We start from the raw sequence: 19,132 nt of genomic DNA, 5'->3' as shown, positions 1-19,132 counted from the left end.
AAGCAGCCCGCGCAGGAAAGCGCGGGCCGTTTTTTCTATCAATAGACAATCTCAATCGAACTTCCGGCGAACTCGCCGCGCAAGGCTGCGAGCAGTTCGTCGGTGGGCTTTACTCGCCAGGCATCGCCGAGTCGCACCTCGCCTTCCGCGTTCCCGCTGCGATAGACGATCTGCACCGCCAGTCCATTCGGAATCTGCACGGCCTGACGCTGACGGCCGCCGTCACCACCAAAGCCTCCACCGCCGAAGCCTCCTCCATTGCGGCCACCGCCACCACCGCCCCGCGTTGGCGCCGCAGGTGCTTGCGCGGCTTGCGGTTCATCCGCACCGGCGCTGTGCGCCTCCAGCACGCGACGCAGCGCAAGCGCATCGGCATTGCCGTTCATCTGCACCTTCACGGCTTCCGCATAACGGCAACGCGCGCGACCGAGATCCATCACGGTGTCGACCGTAAAGCGGATGCCACCCGTGAACGCGTCGTTCCGCGCCTGCCCCTGCACCACCAGCAGTTCGTCTTCCTTGAAGAGTTGCTTGTGGGCTTCGAACGTCTCGTTGAAGACCGTCACTTCGCATTGACCGGTGCCGTCGTCGAGCAGCGCGATCAGCATCTTGCCGCGCTGGGTCATCTGCGTGCGCAGCGAGGCGATCACGCCCGCGATCAGCTTGTCGCGGCCTTCCTTCAGCTCGCCGATCTTCTGGCGCGCGAAGCGACGCACTTCGTCCTTGTAGGCGTCGAACAGGTGGCCCGACAGATAGAAACCGAGCGCGCCCTTCTCTTCCTGCAGCTTCTTCTTCTCGGGCCATTCGGCCTCGTCGACCAGTTCGTGGCCTTGCGACGGCGCGTCGCCCATGTCGAACAGGCCCGCCTGCATCGCGTTGGCGCTCGCCTGGTCGGCAGCTTCCATGGCTAGCGACACCGACGCAATCAACTGCGCGCGATTCGCGTGGAGCGAATCGAACGCACCGGCGCGGATCAATGCTTCGACCGTGCGGCGATTGACCACGCGACGGTCGATCCGGTTGCAGAAGTCGAACAGGTCGATAAACGGACCTTCTTCGCGCGCCCGCAGGATTTCTTCGATCGCGTTCTGGCCGCTGCCCTTGATGGCGCCAAGACCATAGCGGATCGTCTTTGAACGCTTGCCGTCGGCTTCCGCCACTGGCTCGAAGCGATACGCGGACATATTGATGTCCGGCGGCAACACGGCCATCTTGTTCGTGATGCAGTCTTCGAACAGGATCTTGACCTTGTCGGTGTCGTCCATGGCGAGCGACATATTCGCTGCCATGAATTCGGCCGGATGGTGCGCCTTCAGCCACGCGGTGTGATACGCGAGCAGCGCATACGCAGCAGCGTGCGACTTGTTGAAGCCGTAGCCGGCGAACTTCTCCATCAAGTCGAAGATTTCGTCGGCCTTCTCGCCGGTCAGGCCGTTCTTGGCCGCACCTTCGCGGAACAACGCGCGGTGCTCGGCCATCTCTTCGGCCTTCTTCTTACCCATCGCGCGACGCAGCAAGTCAGCGCCACCGAGCGAGTAACCGCCGATGATCTGCGCCATCTGCATCACCTGCTCCTGATAGACCATGATGCCGTAGGTCTCTTTCAGGATGGGCTCGACGCGCGGATCGGGATACTCGACCACCTCGCGGCCGTGCTTACGCGCACAGAAGCTCGGAATCAGGTCCATTGGGCCCGGACGGTAGAGCGCCACGAGCGCGATGATGTCCTCAAAGCGGTCAGGCTGTGCGTCTTTCAGCATGCCCTGCATGCCGCGGCTTTCCAGCTGAAACACGGCGACCGTGTTGGCCTTCTTGAGGATCGAGAACGACGCCGGGTCATCGAGCGGCACTTGCGCGAGCGACCAGTCTTGCTTCGACGGATCGAGACGGCGGATATAGCGCTCGGCCCAGTCGAGGATCGTCAGCGTGGTCAGACCCAAGAAGTCGAACTTCACGAGGCCGACCGCTTCAACGTCGTCCTTGTCGTACTGGCTCACTACGCCGCTTTCGTCGCCCTGCGTGTACAGGGGACAGAAGTCGGTCAACTTGCCGGGCGCAATCAGCACGCCGCCCGCGTGCATGCCGACGTTACGCGTCAGCCCTTCCACGCGCTGCGCAAGTTCGATCAGTTGATGCACTTCGTCTTCGTTGTCGAAGCGCTCCTGCAGCAGTGGCTCTTCCTTCATCGCGTCGGCGATGGTGACGTGCTTGCCGGGCTTGAACGGAATCAGCTTGGCGATACCGTCCGTAAACATGTAGCCGAGATCGAGCACGCGACCGATGTCGCGCACGGCTGCCTTCGCGGCCATCGTGCCGAAGGTGGCGATCTGCGACACCGCGTCCGCGCCGTACTTTTCCTTCACGTACTGGATGACGCGATCACGCCCGTGCTGGCAGAAGTCGATGTCGAAGTCAGGCATCGACACCCGTTCCGGATTCAGGAAACGTTCGAACAGCAGGTTGTAGCGCAGCGGATCGAGGTCGGTCACGCCGAGCGCATACGCGACCAGCGATCCTGCGCCCGAACCGCGGCCCGGCCCCACCGGCACACCGTTGTTCTTGGCCCAGTTGATGAAGTCCGCCACGATCAGGAAGTAGCCGGGGAAGCCCATCTTGATGATCGTGCCGCACTCGAATTCGAGGCGCTTGTAGTAGGTTTCGCGCTGTGCTTCGCGCTCCGCCTCATTCGGATACAACTGTTCGAGGCGTTTTTCCAGCCCTTCCTTGGACAGATGCACCAGGTAGTCGTCGAGCGACATGCCGTCCGGCGTGGGGAACAGCGGCAACTTCGGCTTGCCGAGTTCGAGCGTCAGGTTACAGCGACGGGCAATTTCAACCGTATTGGCGAGCGCCGACGGAATGTCCGCGAACAGCGCCGTCATTTCCTCTTGCGAGCGGAAATACTGCTCGGTCGTGAAGCGCTTCTGGCGACGCGGATTCGCGAGCATGTCGCCTTCCGAAATACACACGCGCGCCTCGTGCGCGGTGAAGTCGTCGGGCGTCATGAATTGCAACGGATGCGTGGCGACCACTGGCAGTTTCAGCGACGCTGCCAGCGTCACCGCCTGCTGCACGTACGCCTCGCCGCCAGGTTGGCCGCAGCGTTGCAACTCGATATAGAAACCGCTAGGGAAAACCTTCGCCCAGTGTTGCGCGTTACGCTTGGCCGCTTCTTCGTTGCCGGCCGCGAGCGCCATGCCGATATCGCCTTGCTGCGCACCGGAGAGTGCAAGCAGCCCCTCACCCAGGCCGGTTTCGAGCCAGCCGGCTTCAACTTCTGCGCGGCCGCGGTATTGATTTGTGAGCCATGCCTTGGTCAGCAATTCGCACAGATTCAGGTAGCCGCGTTTGTCCTTGACCAGCAGCAGCAGGCGCGAAGGCTTGTCGCGATCATCCGGATTGGTGATCCAGACGTCGCAGCCGGCAATGGGTTTGACCCCTTTGCCGCGGGCTTCCTTGTAGAAACGGACGAGGCCGAAGGCGTTGCCGAGGTCGGTAAGGGCGAGCGCGCCCTGACCGTCTTTGGCCGCGGCCGCGACGATGTCGTCAAGGCGCACGATGCCATCGGCAATCGAGAATTCGGAGTGAACGCGGAGATGAACGAAGCGGGGATCTGACATGGACGTTATTGTAACTCCACCCTTCCGAAGATTTGAGTCGAAACCGGCGCGTTAGCCATCTGGCCAGGAGGTGACTCGCGCGCGGCGGATGAGCGTTGCGGCGCCAACCATTTGCATAGCCCGCGAGCCACGGGCGGCGCGCCGCGCGGCGGGTGTGAATTGCGGGCTGCACAGGACAATACGCCCACGTCTTGCGCTGCCTCAACCGGATAACCATTCGGCCGACTCGGGCAATCCGGCCGGTTGAGGGATAATACGGGTTTCGCCCTGTTTGCCGTGGCCGCGCCACGCGCGTGGCCACCTTGTGCCGCTTGCGCTGTTTGCTGCGCCGCCGGGCCACTTTACCGCTGGACCATCATGAGCATCGTCAATCTCGCCGCCTATCAATTCGCGACCCTCAAAGCCACTGCCGAATGGCGCCCGCTCGTTACTGAGCGGTGCAACGCCCTCGGTCTGCGCGGCACGATCCTGCTCGCGCCGGAGGGCATCAACCTGTTCGTCGCGGGCACGCCGGAAGCCGCGCGTGGGTTTATCGACTACATCCGCAACGATCCGCTGTTCGAAGGCAAATTCGCGAGCCTGCAGTTCAAGGAGAGCGTGTCTGAGAAGCAACCATTCCGCCGCATGCTGGTGAAACTCAAGCGCGAGATCATCACCATGAAGAAGCCGGCGATCCGCCCCGAACTGGGGCGCGCGCCGTCGGTGGATGCGCCTACACTCAAGGCCTGGCTCGACCGCGGCCACGACGACGAAGGCCGTCCGGTGGTGATGCTGGACACACGCAATGCGTTCGAAGTGGACGTCGGCACGTTCGACGACGCGCTTGACTACCGCATTACGAAATTCAGCGAGTTCCCGGCAGTCATTGAGCAGAACCGCGCGGACCTGGAAGGCAAGACGGTGGTGTCTTTCTGCACAGGCGGCATCCGTTGCGAAAAGGCGGCGATCCACATGAAGGAAGTGGGCATCGAGAACGTGTACCAGCTCGAAGGCGGCATCCTGAAGTATTTCGAGGAAGTAGGTGGCGCCCATTACCACGGCGAGTGCTTCGTATTCGACTACCGCACGGCGCTCGATCCCGAACTGAAACCGACCGCGACTGCGCAATGCTTCGGCTGCCGCGCGGTGGTAAGCCCGGAGGCCCAACTGTCACCGCTCTACGTCCCCGGCAAAACGTGCCCGGAATGCCATCCGGAGCGGAACGCCGCGCGCGCAGCGTGATGGCCGAGACGGCTATTGCGCGCGGATTCTTGCGTGGCATCGTGCGTGGATGACGATCCCACGCGTGATTCGATACGCGGCCCGAGACGTCTCCCGCCGAGACGTCTCCCGATAGGTGAGCCGACGCTCTGCATGAAGGCCCTTGGATCAGCGGCGGCAACGCGCAAGCGTCGGAGCAAGAGCGAGAGCGGCACCGGACCGAAAACCCGAACATGAGCTACCGCGGCCGATTTGCCCCGTCTCCTACAGGGCCATTGCATTTTGGCTCGCTGGTCAGCGCACTTGCGAGCTGGCTGGACGCACGCGCGCATGAGGGCGTGTGGCTGGTCCGGATCGAGGACATCGACGGACCGCGAACAGTGCCTGGCGCAGCCGAGGACATCCTGGCGACGCTCGACCAGTTCGGCCTACGCGCAGACGAACCGCCCACTTGGCAAAGCGAGCGCATCGGACGCTACCAACAGGCGCTGGACCAGCTCCGGGGCGCGGGCCTTGTGTATCCGTGCGGCTGTACACGCAAAGAGATCAGCGATTCGCTGCTAAACGCCCGCGCCCGCAACACCACCCTTGCTTACCCGGGCACATGCCGCAACGGCCTGCACGGCAAACCTGCGCGCGCATGGCGGCTGCGCGTACCGGACGGGGATGACGGGGAAAACGCCGGCGCGGCCTCTGCTCGGGACGCAGCGGGAAACGTCGGAGAGGCCGCTGCCTGGAAGGCTGCGGGGAACGCCAGCGCCTCTGCATGGAACGCTGCAGCGAAAGCCGGCGGCGACGCCGCGGCAAAAACTGCGCTGGATGCTGACCGAGATACTGCGGGGAAAACTGCCGAAGACGCTGCAGGAATCACGGAACGGAGCACTGCGACGATCACGTTCGACGACCGCTGGCAGGGTGTGCAGACCCAGAACCTGGCGACAGAGGTTGGTGATTTTGTTTTGCGGCGAGCGGACGACCAGTGGGCGTATCAACTGGCGGTGGTGGTGGACGACGCCGACGCGGGTATCACGCACATTGTGCGGGGAGCGGACTTGCTGGACTCGACGGCGCGTCAGATTTATTTGCAGCATTGCCTGGGCGTCCCGACACCGGCGTACCTGCATGTCCCGGTGGTAACGAACAGCGAAGGCGAGAAGCTAAGCAAGCAAACCGGCGCAACGGCGCTCGACGCGAACCGCCCGCTGGATGCACTGCACGCGGCGGCACGGCACCTGATCCTGGAAGTGAACGTGGACGGCCAGAAGCACACCTCGCTGGAATCGTTCTACGACGCCGCGACAAAAGCCTGGGCAAGACGCTTCAAATGAAGCAGTAATGCGGTGAGAAAGTGGCGCAATAACGCCGCGACTAATTTGTGCGGGGACGACGAACGATCAAATCGCGGCGCGAAGCCAGCACGGGGCACAAACAGGGAAAGTAAAGACCGAAGGGAGAATGACCCATCGGCGGCGCGCAGCGCACGCTGGAGCGGATGACTGCTGTGTCACGGGGGGGAGCGGTGCGAGAGCGCAACTCGTCTCGGACCACTACCGGGGGGGGGACACAGAGGTGGACACCTACAAGCTGGCGGTGTGAGCCCGCTTTCTTTTGCCTACTTTTCTTTGCGGCCGGCAAAGAAAAGTAGGTGCCGCCCCGCACAGGGGCAACGCCAATCGACCACTAAGCAAGCAAGGAAAGGCCAACACCCGAAGAGCGCCCCCAAAAAACCGCCGGAGGCAAACAAGCCAAGTTACGACGAAGTACTCTTCCGAACAGGCATCCCAAACCCACCCAGCAACGCAGCAAGCGGCTGCTTGGAAGCCACCTTAGTGACACCAACATCAGCAACTTCATCGGCTTTACGACTAGAAGGCGACGGCTCATACGGCCTGGAGAAAAAATCATCGACAGGCGCTTGCCGATGATGATGCGGCCGCTCAAACGAAGACGAAGCAGCACCAGAACCAGAAGCACGCCGACGGCCACCACCGCGCTCCTCACGCCCTTCCCGCTCACGCCGCGGACTACGCTCTTCATGATGGTGCCGCACAGGCACATCCACGGTAAGCCGTTGCACATCAAGCGGCCGCTTGATCAGCTTCTCGATATCGGCGAGTTGTTTGCGCTCATTCGGGCTACACAAAGAAAGCGCATCGCCCGACGCCCCAGCCCGCCCGGTACGCCCGATCCGATGCACATAATCTTCGGCATTGAACGGCAGATCGAAATTAATCACAGCCGGCAATTCGACAATATCGAGCCCACGCGCAGCGACATCAGTCGCCACTAAAGCCTCAATCTCACCACGCTTGAAAGCGTCGAGAGCCTGCATGCGCTCGCTCTGCGTGCGATCACCGTGAATTGCGGTCGCCACGACACCATCGCGCTCGAGACTTCGCGCCAGACGGCTCGCGCCGATCTTGCTGTTACAGAACACGATCACCTGCTTCAGACCGCGCTCGCGAATCAATTGCACCACCGCGCCCGTCTTGTCGCCTTCGGCCACTTCATAGACGGTCTGCGTGACATTGGTGGCCGTCGAATTGCTGCGTGCCACTTCGATAGTCTGCGGGTTGCGCAGATACGTCGCGGCCAGCTTCTTGATTTCACCGGAGAAGGTCGCCGAAAACAGCAGGGTCTGACGTTCCTTCGGCAGCAGATTCAGAATGCGCTGCAAATCCGGCAGGAAGCCCATGTCTAGCATGCGGTCGGCTTCATCCAGCACCAGCATCTGCACCTGGCCCAGATTGGCTGTCTTCTGCTGCACGTGATCGAGCAGACGCCCAGGCGTCGCGATCAGGATCTCGACGCCGCGGCGCAGTTGCTCGGACTGCGGATTCATATCCACTCCACCGAACACCACCGCGCTGCGCAGCGCCGTATGCTTCGCGTAAGCATGCACGTTGGCGGCAACCTGGTCGGCCAATTCGCGGGTCGGCGTGAGAATCAGCGCGCGCACCGGGTGGCGAGCCGGCGAAGCGCTCGTGCTCGCGTGCTGCAGCAGTCGCTGGATGATCGGCAGCGAAAAGCTCGCGGTCTTGCCGGTACCCGTCTGGGCAGCGCCCATGACGTCGCGACCTGACAACACGACAGGGATCGCCTGCTCCTGGATCGGCGTGGGCGTGGTGTAGCCCTGCTCGACAATCGCTCTCAGGATGTCGGGCGCGAGGCCAAACTGGTCAAAGGTCGCGGTACTGGGCGTGACAGCTGTGTCGGACATGGTGGCTTTCGCTAAAAATGCGCCTGCGCGGGGGGCGCGGCAGCGGCCGGGGCCGCGGAGGGCATCAGGATGAAGCGGAGCCACGGCGTGCCGCACGGTACCCGATTTAGTCAGGGAAGGATGCAGCCGGCTCCGGCCGACGGAAACACCCGCCGGAAAGGCCGGTATTGTAGCACTTCAGCAAAAACACTCATGGCGCACGCGCCCGCTTTCTGCTCACGCCCCGGCCAGGCAGGCGACGGCATGCGGGGAACGACCACAGGCTCGCACAGACTAGGGCACGCAGACGACAGTCCTGTGACAGCGGCGCAGCAGTGCGCCAACCCCGCTCTGCGTGCGACGAGGCGTCAGCGGCCGGCATTGGAGACACGCGGCGCTTAGACCACCAACCGGCCCGGCGGAGGCGCCAGCGCCTCGGCCAGCCATCACCCGTCGCCCACTTACCACGTCTCGCGCATCACCATCAGCCGCAGCTCGGTCATATCCTCGATGGCGTAACGGATGCCCTCGCGCCCCAACCCGGAGTCCTTTACCCCACCATACGGCATGTTGTCCACGCGGAACGACGGCACGTCGTTAATCACGACACCGCCCACGTCCAGCCGGTCCCACGCCTGGTGGGCATGCGCGAGCGAATCCGTGAATACGCCCGCCTGCAGGCCAAAGTCGCTATCGTTGACGGCCGCGAGCGCCTTCTCGAAGTCGTCGAAACGCTCCAGGATCGCCACCGGACCGAACGCTTCCTTGCGGTACAGGTCCGAATCGCGCTTCACACCTTCGAGCAGGGTCGCCTCGAAGTTCGCGCCGTCCACCTTGCCGCCGGCCACGATCTTCGCACCGTCCTGCACCGCGCTCTCCATCCAGCCGGCCAGACGCTTCGACTCCGATTCGGAGATCATCGGCCCGACAAACGTCTTCTCGTCCTTCGGATCGCCCATGATCAGCGACTTCGTCTTTGCGATCAGCTTCTCGCGCAGCGTGTCGTAGATGCTCGAGTGGACGAGAATCCGCTGCACGCCGATACAGCTCTGCCCCGACTGATAGAACGCGCCGAACGCCAGCCGGTCGACCACATAGTCGAGCTTGCCGCCCTGATCGCCGTCCACAATCGCCGCCGCGTTGCCGCCCAGCTCCAGAATCACCTTCTTCTTGCCGGCCTTTTTCTTCAGCTCCCAGCCCACTGCCGGCGAACCGGTGAAGGACAGCAGCTTGAACCGCTCATCGGTGGTGAACAGGTCCGCGCCATCGCGATGGGCCGGCAAGATCGAAAACGCGCCCTTGGGCAGATCCGTTTCCGCGAGGATTTCGCCCATGATCAGCGCCCCGACCGGCGTGCGGCTGGCCGGTTTCAGCACGAACGGAACGCCCACGGCCAGTGCCGGCGCCACTTTGTGCGCGGTCAGGTTGAGCGGAAAATTGAACGGTGAGATGAACGAGCACGGCCCGATCGGCACGCGCTTCACATAGCCGTGATAGCCCTTCGCGCGCGGCGAAATCTCCAGATTGACGATCTCACCGTCAATGCGCACCGCTTCCTCCGCGGCCACCTTGAACGTGTCGATCAGCCGCGTGACTTCGCCGCGCGAATCGTTGATCGGCTTGCCGGCTTCGATGCACAGTGCCATCGCCAGTTCGTCGTAGCGCTCGCGAAAACGGCTCACGCAGTGTTCGAGCACGGCCTGGCGTTTGAACGGTGGAAACTCGCGCATGGCGGGCATCGCGTCGACGGCGTAGCCGATCGCCTTATCAATCGCCGCGGCATCCGCCATCGCGACGCGGGTGGCCACCTCGCCGCTAAACTTGTCGGTGACTTCGAGATCGGTATTGGCTGCCACCGCAACATTGGCGAGGTAGTACGGGTAAGTCTTGTTCAACATGACACGTTCTCCTTGATGCGAGCTGTCCCAAGCGGTTCCACGCAGCAAACCGCATGCCCCGCCTGCGTTCAGAGTTGCGCGCTCAGGCGCTTGATCTCGCGGTTCAGCACGCGCTCGTTGTCCGAATAGTCGATCGGCAGATCGATCACATGCACACCCGGCGTCGCAAAGCATTCACGCAGGAGCGGCGCAAATTCCTCTGCCGATGAAATGCGATGACCCTGTGCCCCGTAGCTCTGTGCATAGGCCACGAAATCGGGGTTCTTCAGCGTCATGCCGTAGTCAGGGAAGTTCATGTTTTCCTGCTTCCAGCGGATCATCCCGAAGGCGTCGTCGCGCAGAATCAGCACCACCAGATCGAGCTTCAGACGCACCGCCGTCTCGAGCTCCTGCGAATTCATCATGAAGCCGCCGTCGCCGCACACGGCCATCACCTTGCGGTCCGGATGCACGATCTTGGTCGCAATCGCCGACGGCAACCCCGCCCCCATCGAGGCAAGCGCGTTGTCGAGCAGCAGCGAGTTCGGCTCGTGGGCACGGTAGTAACGCGCGAACCAGATCTTGTACATGCCGTTGTCCAGACACACGATGCCGTCCACCGGCGTCGTCTCGTAGACATCGTTGACGATCCGCACCGGGTACATCGGGAAACGGTTGTCGAGCTGGCCTTTGATCAGATGCTCTTCGAAGTGCTGCTTGATCTCCTTGAAGCGCGAAAAGTCCCAGTGTTCCTGGCGCTGCTTGAGACTCTCCTTGAGTTGCCACACCGCATTGGCGATATCGCCCACCACTTCAATCTGCGGGAAATACACCGGATCGACTTCGGCGCCGAGAAAATTGACGTGAATCACGGTCTTCTCACCCGAGTCGCCGGCGCGCATGAAGAACGGCGGCTTCTCGATCACGTCGTGGCCAACATTGATGATGCAGTCCGCGTGATCGATGGCGCGGTGCACGAAATCGCCATCGGACAGCGTGGCGTTGCCGAGCCACATGGGATGCGACTCGTCGATCACGCCCTTGCCCATCTGCGTCGTAAAGAACGGAATCCCGATCTGGTCGACGAATTCGCGCAGCATCTTGGTGGTGGTCTTGCGATTGCCGCCCGCACCGATCATCAGCAGCGGATGCTTCGCGCCGGTAATGGCCTCGACCGCCCGCGCGATCGCCTTTTCTTCGGCAATCGGGCGGCGGCTGAAGCTCTTGGGAATCGGCTTGCCGTCCCCCTCTTCGTCGGCGACGTCTTCCGGCAATTCCAGATGCGTGGCGCCGGGCCGTTCTTCTTCGGCCTGACGCACCGCTTCGCGCACCAGCGCAGGGATATTGCCAATGGAAACGATCTGCCGCGTGTACTTGGTGAGCGGCTCCATCATGCGCACCACGTCGACAATCTGGAAATGTCCCTGCTTGCTGGTCTTGATCGGCTTCTGGCCGGTGACCATCAGCATCGGCATGGCGCCCAGTTGGGCATACGCCGCTGCGGTGACGAGGTTGGTGGCGCCAGGACCGAGCGTCGACAGGCACACGCCGATGCGGCCCGTCAGACGCCCATACGTCGCGGCCATGAAGCCGGCCGCCTGTTCGTGGCGAGTGAGGATCAGCCTGATTTTTGAGCGGCGCAGCGACTCGAGGAGATCGAGATTTTCTTCCCCTGGAATGCCGAATACGTATTCGACACCTTCGGCTTCCAGCGACTTGACGAACAGATCCGATGCTTTCATTGAGAGTCTCGCTTGACGAACGAGCGCGGACGGCTGCCCACGCAGGGGGATCCGGAACGGATGATCGAAGACGATGACGGGCGCAGCCACGTGTGAAGCCGTGACGCGTGGAACAGCTTACTACCTGGGAGAAAAAACTGCGCGCAGATGAGCATTGATGCCGGGCGTGCGGCGATGCAGCATTGGGTGGGGAGGTGGGGTGCCGTCCGGGTGCCTTGGGTGCCGTTTGGGCGAGTGGGCGGTCTGCCCGGCTAACGCACAATCGTGACGCAGTCGGACAGAATCGGTGGGGCGTTCTCACCCGCCGTCGCATCGTAGAGGTCGGCGCGCGGCCCCTTGGTCCACCAGGTATAGCTGCCCGCCTGGTATTTCGCACCGGACGCGGAGAGCGTATTGACGAACAACATCTGCTGACCCTTTACGGGCACGAGCGCGAAGCTCTGGCCATTCGCCGCGTTCCAGTAGGTCACCTGCAGGATCTTGCCGGTAGCACAGGTGTATTTGTGAGTCTGCCGGCCTTTTGTCTGAATTTCGGCGAGGCGTAGGGGCGCAGCAGAGGCACTGCCTATCGACGCTGCTACTGCCAGCACACCTGTTACCGCAACGAGCCGCTTCCGCATCCGCTTCCTCGCTTGGTGGTTTTATCTGCCTGAAACCTGTCTGGACGGGTTGCCGGCGCGCCCTGACGATTAAGCCATGGCAATCAAGCCTAGACTCACCGCCGGTTCAATCGCCGCTGACCTGCAAACCGGTCACGGATCGATCACATCCGCGCACGCGTCGGTCGGCGCGGCCGCCACATGGCCGACCACCGGCACGATCTTCAAGCCGGCAGAAGCGACGCGGCACGGTGCAGCGGCAAGGCCGCAGCCCGCCAGCCCCGCGCACAGCGCGACCAGCACGCCCAGCGCACCGAGGCGGCCGGTCCGGCGAAGCCGCGCGATCTTGCAGGTGTCTGAGCTCATTTGTCCTTCTCCTGCCTTCATTACTTCAACGATTCGCGCGTCTGCGGGATGCTTGACGAACGAACTGCGCGAGTTGCGCCAGCGCCAACCTTACTGCGCCGCTTACTCCGCCAGCTTACTGGCCGACACCGGACGCACCGCTGCCGCAGCCTGCTTCGCGCGGGCGCGGGCTTCATCAGTGTCGGCACCGGTGGCGAGCGCCACACCCATGCGACGCTTGACGAAGCTCTCCGGCTTGCCGAACAGCCGCAGATCGGCATCCGGCACGGCCAGCGCAGCCGCCACGCCTTCGAACGCGATGCCCGCTTCGTCCAGACCCCCGTAGATCACCGCTGACGCACCCGGCGCGCGCAGCGACGTATCCACCGGCAAACCGAGAATCGCCCGCGCATGCAACTCGAACTCGGACAGACGTTGCGAGCACAGCGTGACGAGACCCGTGTCGTGCGGACGCGGACTCACTTCCGAAAACCATACGTCATTTCCGCGCACGAAAAGTTCCACCCCAAACAGGCCGCGGCCACCGAGTGCCGCCGTCACCTTGTGCGCGATTTCGCGGGACCGCTCGAGCGCGAGCGGGCTCATCGGCTGCGGCTGCCAGGACTCGACGTAGTCGCCGGCAACCTGCACGTGGCCAATCGGATCGCAGAAATACGTGCTGGTCTCGCCCGTTGCCGGATCGATCGCACGCACGGTCAATTGCGTGATTTCGTACTCGAAGTCGATAAAACCTTCGACGATCACGCGGCCATGATTGACGCGGCCGCCGGCCATCGCGTATTGCCAGGCGGGTTCGACGTCGGCATCGCTCTTCAACACCGACTGCCCCTTACCCGACGACGACATCACCGGCTTGACGACGCACGGATAGCCCACCTTCGCGATGCCCGCCTTCAGTTCCTCGAGCGAATCCGCGAACGCGTACGGCGAGGTCGGCAATCCGAGCTCTTCGGCAGCGAGACGACGGATGCCTTCGCGGTTCATCGTCAGTTGTGTGGCGCGCGCGGTGGGGATCACTTCGGCCAGACCGTCAGCTTCAATCGCGGCAAGCGCGTCAGTGGCGATGGCTTCGATCTCCGGCACGATCAGATGCGGCCGTTCCTGTTCGACCAGCGCGCGCAACGCGGCGCGATCGGTCATGTCGATCACATGGGCGCGATGTGCGACCTGATGACCCGGTGCGTTCGGATAACGGTCGACCGCGATCACTTCCACGCCGAGGCGCTGCAACGCGATGATCACTTCCTTGCCCAGTTCTCCCGCGCCGAGCAGCATCACGCGCGTCGCCGAGTTCGAAAGCGGGGTGCCGATCCGTTGGCCGATCTGCATGGGGTCTCCAGAAAAATGTCAGATGAGATGGAATGGGTAGATCAGCGATGTTAACATGCGCAACCTCTGCACCGGGCGCGCAGCGCCGGGCGCAGAGCGCTCGCGTGCGGCAACCCGAGTGCGTTACCCTTACGCCTTCGCCAGTTTGAAGAGGACCGACGCCATGTTCCCAACGTCTTCAGCGCGACGTGTTGCGCGTCTCGTTGCAGCGCTCTTTGCACCCCGTGTTGCAACGGTTTTTGCACCGTTTTTTGCAACCCGTGTTGCACCATCCGCCGCGCCCCGGCTTGCGCCGTCCGGCTCGCGCTTGCGTCTGCCAACCCGCACGACGCTCGCCGCGCTGAGCGTTGCCGCGCTGTTGACCGCCTGCTCCATGCCCACGCACCCGGATGCCAAAGCGCCGCCGCCTGACCCGTTCAACCCGGCGGCGACGCAATTGCTCGACGACACGTCTTGGGACCTCACCAGTTGGAAGCAGGCGGACGGCACGATGCGCGCCATTCCCAGCGGCGACAGCGGTATGCCGATCACGCTCACGCTGTCGACGGCTACCGGCCAGCGCCACGCGAGCGGCTTCTCCGGATGCAACCGTTATATGGGCACCTACGCCCTGAAGGACGGCAAGCTGAGCTTCGGGACGCTGGGCGGAACGCGGATGGCGTGCGCGACGCCGGGCGGCCAGGTCGAAGCCGCTTATCTCGACGCGCTGGGACACATCGACCACACCGGCGTGCAGATGCGCACGCCGCAGGAGTTGCAATTGATCCTCGACAATGGCGACAAGCTGGTTTTCGCGCGGCACGCTCAATGATGAGCGTGCGGGCGGCTGGCAGCCTGAGCGTCGCGGCGATCAACGACGCCCGTTCAGGCTGGGCCGCGCACTGTCCGGTTTTTCAAGCAGGTCAAGCAGGTGCAGGCCCGCTTGCCGCTGTCTTCGAAGCGTCGTGCTTCGCCGGTTTAAACTCGACGGGTTGCGTTTTCGCGGATCCGTCATTCGTTGATGTCTAGCATGCACACGGTAGTTTTCGGCTGGTTCGGCGGGTCAGCCGTCTGGTTCCTCCCTCTCTTGTGGCGTCTTGTGAAGTCTGTGCTGCCAGGCGGCGTCGGCGTGCGCGGGCCCGGCACGATCCGGCTCTGGCTCGGCTTTATCTGCGTCCTCGTGGCGAGCTGCACGCTGGAAGCGTCGCTGCTCGGCATGGTGGGCGTCGACGGTTTTGGGCACGCGCTGGCGGGCGGCTTCGGCCGGCTGCTGGGACACATCGGCACGCCGCTCGTCATGCTCGGGTTGTTGGCCGTGAGCCTGCCGTGGCTGCTCGAGTTTCGCTGGAGCAGCGTCGCCATGTGGGCGGACGGCGCATTCGGCCTCGGCCTGAGCCGCGGGCTTGCCAAACGCGATGAGGACGCGCGCCGGCGCAGCAGTATCGACGACACGCTGCCCCCGTATGCGTCGACCCCGACCAACACGATGGCCCCGAAGACCAAGGGCCGCTACGCACGTCCAACCGTATGGCGGCCGCCGGCCGCGACACGTGGAGTGAGTGCGGGCGCAGCTGGCCAGGCTAGCGGGAAGGAAGCGCCGGGCAAGGATGCGCTGGGAGGCGACGCGCGCGGGACCGCAGCGCAAGGCAACGCAGGTTGGCGAGCGGGGAATGCGGCGGCGCGCGGTCAGGCGGCAGCAGATAGCACTGGCCGATTGCGGGTTGGCACGCCAGTTCGGCAAGGCGGCGGACCGTCGCCGGCGCAGAAGCCCGGCGTGGCGCTCGATAAGGCCGCTCCCTGGACACCAGCTGAACCCGTCGCGCCAGCGGGCTGGTTGCGCGAGCCGGGCTCGACGCCGCGCGGTGCCGCGGCAGCGCGTGGTGTGGGTGCCGGCGACGGTACCCGCGCTGGTTCAGGTTTTGGCTCGGCTTCGGGCGTCGGCGCGGCTTCGAGCGTTAGCTCCGGTACTGGCCTCGGCGCAGGCGCAGGCGTGAGCGCCAATGCGGCCTCGGGCTTCGGCACGGGGATTGGCACGGGTTCGGGTATAGGCGGCGCTCGCGTCACGGGCCACTCCGCGGTGAACCTCGATGGCCGCTCACCTGGCCGGCCGAGCTCATCTGGCACGACGCCGAGCTCCATGACAGCCGTGAACCGCGCGCCGTCGATGCAACACGTCAGCCAACCGGTGCGCCCCAGCACACCGTCCGCGGCCACGCGCAACGCGCCGCCGCCCACTCCGATGCAAGCGCAGCGGCCAGTCGCCAACGCGGCTGAGACGCGTCGGCGTTCGGACATCTCCGGTTCGCGCGCTCCGAGCTTTTCCCGGCCCGCCGCGACGACCGAACGCATCACTCCGCCCGCCAGCGTGCAGGAGACGCTGCGCAGCATCGAAGAGAACGCCGCACGCTGGACTACGATTGCAGGCGCCAGCCTCGCTCGACGCACCGGTCCCGAGACGATCAGGATCACGAGCGACGCGCCTGCTACGCCGGACGCGGAAGATGCAGCGCTTGAGGCGCCAATGTCGACGTCAACGTCAACGCCAGCGAACGGGGCAGCGACGGACGGCAACTCCAGCGCCGATCTGTCCGGCCAGTTGGCGACCCAGGCGCCCGTTGCGACCCCTGAGCTTACCGAACCGGTGACGTGGCCGATCGTGCCGCCGGAAGCTGGGCAGCCCACTAGCAGCGCGCCGGCGGATGAACCCGTCGCGGCGATGCCGGGACCGAGCGCAACGGAATACGCCGCTGCGGTGCCGATGGCACCGATCGCGGGCCTCGCGTCGACCGCCGCACAAGCTCCCGTCATCTCACACTCGAACGCTCAACCGGCCGCGTCGGCGCAGTCGGAAGATCCCATTGAAGCGCCCGTCGCCACGTCACGTCTCGCTGCTGTCGACGCCCCTTCGCTCAAGGTGCTGGCAGACACGTCCCCGCGCGCAGACATTCGCGAGGCATCGACCGCCGCGCCGACGGCACCAGCCTCTGCGGCGGACGAAGCCGCCCTGCTGCGCTCCGAACCCATCGCAGAGACGTCAGCGCCGGCGACGCCCGACACTTGGGAACCCGCAACCGTGGCAGAGACCATAGTCGCGCAAAGCACGACAATGGCGACGCCCACCGCGAACGTCGACCCGACAGCCGCCGCGAACATGACGCCCGCACCGGCAGCGGAAGTCGTCATCGACAAAACGCTCGCGCCATGGGAAACAGAAATTGACGCCGTCGTAAAAATTGACGCCGTCGCTGCGCTTCCCGCCGCGTCACCGAACGCGCCCGTGCATATAGTCACCGAAGCTGCCGGTCCAGACTACAGCTCACGCGCGCCGAGCGTTACGCCAACGTCTCCACCGCTTCAAGCTGCAACGCCAGCGGCCGCACCCGCCCCTGCCGCATCGAACGTCGTCCGTTTCCCCAGCTTCGCTGCGGCGAACGTAACGAGCATCGAGGCTCAAGCCACACGTGAACCGCTGGAAGCAACCATCGACAGTCTCGACGACGGCCCGCCCGACCACACTGCGGCGACAACTGCCGCCCGAGCCCTCGCGCCGACTTTTGGCGAAACCGACAACGAAGCCGACGACGCCGTCACCGCCCCCCTGGACGGCCCCGCCCCCGCGCCGCTCACCCTGCCGCGCAGCGAACCGGCCAACGAACCCATCGCGCCGCGCCCGCCTGTGCGCGGCCACGCACCGACGGTGTTCGAATTCCACGCACCCGCTGCGTCGATGGTCGAACTACCGACGCTCGACCTGCTCGCGCGCGCCGACACTGACGTCGAACCCGTCTCGGAAGAACGCCTCGCCGAAACCGGCCAGTTGATCGAACAGCGCCTGCAGGAGTTCAAGGTGCCGGTGACGGTAGTAGGCGCATCGGCGGGCCCGGTGATCACGCGCTTCGAAGTCGAGCCCGCGCTCGGCGTGCGCGGCAGCCAGATCGTAGGCCTGATGAAGGACCTGTCGCGCGGCCTCGGTCTCACGTCGATCCGCGTGGTCGAAACGATTCCCGGCAAGACCTGCATGGGTCTCGAGTTGCCGAACGCGAAGCGGCAGACCATCCGCCTGTCAGAAATTCTCGAGGCGAATGTCTATCAGCACTCGCACTCCATGCTCACGCTCGCGATGGGCAAGGACATCACCGGCCATCCCGTGGTGGCCGACCTGGCCAAGGCGCCGCATATGCTGGTGGCCGGCACGACCGGTTCGGGCAAATCGGTGGCGATCAACGCGATGATCGTGTCCTTGCTCTACAAGGCGACACCCGAAGAAGTGCGGCTGATCATGATCGACCCGAAGATGCTCGAGCTGTCGGTCTATGAAGGCATTCCGCACCTGCTCGCACCGGTCGTCACGGACATGAAGCTTGCCGCCAACGCGCTCAACTGGTGCGTCGGCGAAATGGAGAAGCGCTACCGGCTGATGTCGGCTGTCGGCGTGCGCAACCTCGCGGGCTTCAACCAGAAAATCCGCGACGCCGAGGCCGCCGGCAAGAAACTCGGCAATCCGTTCTCGCTGACGCCCGAAGCCCCTGAGCCGCTCGCGACGCTGCCATTGATCGTGGTCGTGATCGACGAGCTGGCCGACCTGATGATGGTCGCAGGCAAGAAGATTGAAGAACTGATCGCCCGTCTCGCGCAGAAAGCCCGCGCGGCCGGTATCCACCTAATCCTCGCCACGCAGCGTCCCTCAGTCGACGTCATTACCGGCCTCATCAAGGCCAACATCCCCACACGCGTTGCCTTCCAGGTTTCGTCGAAGATCGACTCGCGCACGATTCTCGACCAGATGGGCGCCGAATCCCTGCTCGGCCAGGGCGACATGCTGTTCCTGCCGCCGGGCACCGGCTATCCGCAGCGTGTGCACGGCGCGTTCGTCGCCGACGAGGAAGTGCATCGGATCGTCGAATATCTGAAGCAGTTCGGCGAGCCGCAATATGAGGAAGGGATTCTCGACGGCCCCGCTTCCGAAGGCGCGACCCAAGACCTGTTCGGCGACACACCGGACGCCGAAGCCGACCCGCTCTACGACGAAGCCGTGGCCTTCGTGGTCCGCACGCGGCGCGCGTCGATCTCGTCGGTGCAGCGGCAATTGCGCATCGGCTACAACCGCGCAGCTCGGCTCGTCGAGCAGATGGAGACGGCGGGACTGGTATCGGCGATGGGCATCAACGGCAGCCGCGAAGTGCTCGCGCCCGGACCCGCTGAATAAGCAAAGGCCGCCGCT

General features: G+C 64.1%; 11 protein-coding genes. 4 read left to right on the top strand and 7 right to left on the bottom strand.

The window, feature by feature from the left end:
* Positions 1–38 precede the first annotated feature (38 nt).
* A complete protein-coding gene (dnaE, locus tag P3T40_RS40860) occupies positions 39–3,629 on the bottom strand; it encodes a DNA polymerase III subunit alpha (protein ID WP_429273394.1) in 3,591 nt (1,196 codons plus the stop codon).
* A gap of 348 nt (positions 3,630–3,977) precedes the next feature.
* Between dnaE and P3T40_RS40855 the strand changes: the two genes are divergently transcribed.
* On the top strand, positions 3,978–4,841 hold the full coding sequence (locus P3T40_RS40855; protein WP_429273375.1) for a sulfurtransferase: 864 nt from the start codon (positions 3,978–3,980) through the stop codon (positions 4,839–4,841).
* 212 nt (positions 4,842–5,053) lie between these two features.
* Entirely contained in the window at positions 5,054–6,148 is a 1,095-nt protein-coding gene (gluQRS, locus tag P3T40_RS40850; protein ID WP_429273374.1) for a tRNA glutamyl-Q(34) synthetase GluQRS, read from the top strand.
* Positions 6,149–6,570: 422 nt separating this feature from the next.
* Here the strand turns inward: gluQRS and P3T40_RS40845 are convergent, their stop codons facing one another.
* The 6 genes from P3T40_RS40845 to purT form a co-directional block, all read right to left on the bottom strand.
* Positions 6,571–8,040 carry a DEAD/DEAH box helicase gene (locus P3T40_RS40845; protein WP_429273373.1) on the bottom strand — a complete coding sequence of 490 codons (1,470 nt, stop codon included), beginning with the start codon at positions 8,038–8,040 and terminating at the stop codon, positions 6,571–6,573.
* A 440-nt stretch (positions 8,041–8,480) separates the two neighbouring features.
* Positions 8,481–9,917 carry an aldehyde dehydrogenase family protein gene (locus tag P3T40_RS40840; protein WP_429273372.1) on the bottom strand — a complete coding sequence of 479 codons (1,437 nt, stop codon included), beginning with the start codon at positions 9,915–9,917 and terminating at the stop codon, positions 8,481–8,483.
* A gap of 68 nt (positions 9,918–9,985) precedes the next feature.
* On the bottom strand, positions 9,986–11,638 hold the full coding sequence (locus P3T40_RS40835) for an acetolactate synthase large subunit (protein WP_429273371.1): 1,653 nt from the start codon (positions 11,636–11,638) through the stop codon (positions 9,986–9,988).
* Between the two features lie 251 nt (positions 11,639–11,889).
* A complete protein-coding gene (locus P3T40_RS40830; RefSeq protein ID WP_429273370.1) occupies positions 11,890–12,258 on the bottom strand; it encodes an MliC family protein in 369 nt (122 codons plus the stop codon).
* 132 nt (positions 12,259–12,390) lie between these two features.
* Complete coding sequence (locus tag P3T40_RS40825) at positions 12,391–12,603, bottom strand: DUF6726 family protein (protein ID WP_429273369.1); 213 nt, start codon at positions 12,601–12,603, stop codon at positions 12,391–12,393.
* A 102-nt stretch (positions 12,604–12,705) separates the two neighbouring features.
* The gene (purT, locus tag P3T40_RS40820; protein ID WP_429273368.1) at positions 12,706–13,932 is read right to left on the bottom strand and encodes a formate-dependent phosphoribosylglycinamide formyltransferase; all 1,227 of its coding nucleotides are present in this window, start codon (positions 13,930–13,932) and stop codon (positions 12,706–12,708) included.
* A gap of 307 nt (positions 13,933–14,239) precedes the next feature.
* On the opposite strand from purT, the gene P3T40_RS40815 reads away from it, so the two are divergent.
* Positions 14,240–14,743 carry an META domain-containing protein gene (locus P3T40_RS40815; protein WP_429273367.1) on the top strand — a complete coding sequence of 168 codons (504 nt, stop codon included), beginning with the start codon at positions 14,240–14,242 and terminating at the stop codon, positions 14,741–14,743.
* A gap of 198 nt (positions 14,744–14,941) precedes the next feature.
* Positions 14,942–19,117 carry a DNA translocase FtsK gene (locus P3T40_RS40810; protein ID WP_429273366.1) on the top strand — a complete coding sequence of 1,392 codons (4,176 nt, stop codon included), beginning with the start codon at positions 14,942–14,944 and terminating at the stop codon, positions 19,115–19,117.
* Positions 19,118–19,132: the final 15 nt, after the last annotated feature.

The organism is Paraburkholderia sp. EB58 (genome assembly GCF_050436665.1).
Classification (GTDB): Bacteria; Pseudomonadota; Gammaproteobacteria; order Burkholderiales; family Burkholderiaceae; genus Paraburkholderia.
This window is presented reverse-complemented; position numbering and strand designations above follow the sequence as displayed.